The sequence below is a fragment of the Sphingomonas sp. genome (assembly GCF_035910975.1).
In the GTDB taxonomy this organism is placed as follows: domain Bacteria; phylum Pseudomonadota; class Alphaproteobacteria; order Sphingomonadales; family Sphingomonadaceae; genus Sphingomonas.
In genome coordinates, this window is the sequence record NZ_JAMHWM010000009.1 from 1 (window position 1) to 1,577 (window position 1,577).

The window sequence follows — 1,577 nt, forward strand, 5'->3', positions numbered from 1 at the left end:
GTGCATGTCAGGACCTTCAAGGAGGTGCCCTATGGTCAAGCCAGCCAGGCCCATCAGACTCGCCTCGGCGCTGCTGATCCCCGTCCTGTGGTTCGCTGAGCCGCGGATCGCCGGCGCCCTGCAGGTGGTCGAGGCCACCGACGGGGTGACGGTCGAGGCCGTGCTGGCGATCAAGGAGCCGACCCGCATCCGCATCGATGGCGCATCGATCACGAACGTGTTCGGCAACATCTACTCGAGCAACTGCGGCGCAGCGGTCTTGACGCAGCCGGGCACCGGCAGCACACCCGTGCTGCCTCAGACCAATCCGGCCGGCGAGATCGTGCTGGAGTGCGATGCGGACAAGGGCGAGATCTATGTCCGACCCGTCGGCGGCCTGGGCAAGCCGGTCAACCTGTTCATTTCCTCGCAGCACGCTACCTACACCTTGCTGCTGCGCCGGTCGGACACGCCCGCGGACACGATCGTCATCCGCGACAGGACGCCGCGGCAGGCACGGGCCGAACAGGCAGGTCCTGCGCCCGCCTCTCGTCAGCCCATCCACATCCGCTCGCTCAAGGCGATGCTGGTGGCGATGGCTTCCGACAGTGTGCCGACCGACGTCCGCGTCGAGGAAGTCAACCGGCCGATCCAGCTATGGGTCGAAGCCCGCTTCGCGATGACCCGCGTCTACGAAGGTCGCGGCCTCGTCGGCGAGCGCTACCTCCTGACCAACATCAGCACCCAGAACATGGTCCTGGCCGAGCAGGAGTTCGATCGCGAGACAGGCGGCGTGCTGGCTGTCGCGATCGAGAACCACAACCTGCGCCCGGGTGACAGCACGACGGTCTTCGTGATCCGTCAGGGTGGCTGACCATGGGCCCGAGCATCAGGGACCGCGCGTCCACACTCATCGAGCGGATGTCGCCGCGCGCGCGTCAGTGGGCAACGATCGGCGCCATCTCGGCGGTGGCCGTCGGCGTGCTGTGGACAGTGTTCGCGATGGGCTCCGGCGACTCGCCGCAACGCAGTTCGGTCGCGGCGGGCGCCGGGGATCTGAAGCCGACCAACGTGGACCTGATGGCGCCGGGCGCGCAGGTGCGCGAGGTCGAGGCCTGGGTCGGTCAGGCCGGCAAGAAGCTCGCGCAGTACGAGAGCGAGCGCGACGACCAGCGACGCATCAACCGAGAACGCAAGGAAGCCGAGGACAACCTGATGCGGCGTTTTGCCGATCTAGAAGCCCGCCTGAAGGCCTCTCCGGGTGAACCGGCCCCGGCCGCCTCGGCGCCGAATGCTGCTGCCCCTGCCGCAGCGAACCGCCTCCCTCCGGATGCAGCGCTCGCTCGGTCTGCGCTGCCACCTCCACCGCCGCCACCGCTGCCGACGTCGCGCGCCGGCATGCCGCCGGGCACGCCATCCCAGGTGCCGACCTTCGGAATCGACGCATCCGCTGCACCGCCGCAGCCAACGCTGGTCCGCGTGGCGATCGCCCAGCAAAAGGCAAGCGATGCCGCCCCTGAAGGACCGGGCAAGGCGGCGCCTCAGACCATCGATACGTACCTCCCCGTGAGCTTCACGCGCGGGGTCCTGCTCGGCGG

Annotated in this window: 1 protein-coding gene and 1 pseudogene; both read left to right on the forward strand. The window is 68.7% G+C overall.

The window, feature by feature from the left end; all coding sequences use genetic code 11:
* Positions 1-31: 31 nt before the first annotated feature.
* Positions 32-853, forward strand: a complete 822-nt coding sequence (locus VYI76_RS02590; RefSeq protein WP_326523216.1) for a type-F conjugative transfer system secretin TraK — start codon at positions 32-34, stop codon at positions 851-853.
* Positions 854-855: 2 nt separating this feature from the next.
* Positions 856-1,577 (forward strand): annotated as a pseudogene (locus VYI76_RS02595) (hypothetical protein); the annotation flags it as partial.